Here is a 247-nt window from a genome sequence, read left to right as displayed (position 1 = left end):
GTTGAACAGCCGGGTCGGAATGCGTTCGGCGAACAGCTTGCTGCCGCTGCCGGCGATGCGGCGCTCGGTCTTCTGGCTCCAGCGCGGGTGGTCGACGTTCGGGTTGACGTTGGAAAAGAAGCCGTACTCGTCGGGCTGCAGCGAGTTCCAGGCGGTGGCCGGGCGGCGTTCGACGAAGTTGATCGCGACGATCGACTTGATGCTCTTGAAGCCGTACTTCCACGGCACCACCAGCCGCAGCGGCGCG

1 protein-coding gene is annotated in these 247 nt (G+C 65.6%); it reads right to left on the bottom strand.

Annotated features, from left to right (window positions below):
* On the bottom strand, positions 1–247 hold a 247-nt coding region (locus tag HKX41_12785; GenBank protein ID NNC25011.1), incomplete at both ends, for a molybdopterin-dependent oxidoreductase.

Origin of the sequence: Salifodinibacter halophilus, from assembly GCA_012999515.1 — a bacterium.
Lineage (GTDB): Bacteria > Pseudomonadota > Gammaproteobacteria > Nevskiales > Salinisphaeraceae > Salifodinibacter > Salifodinibacter halophilus.
Note: the sequence above shows the minus strand (reverse complement) of the source record. Positions and strands in the feature narration are given on the sequence as shown.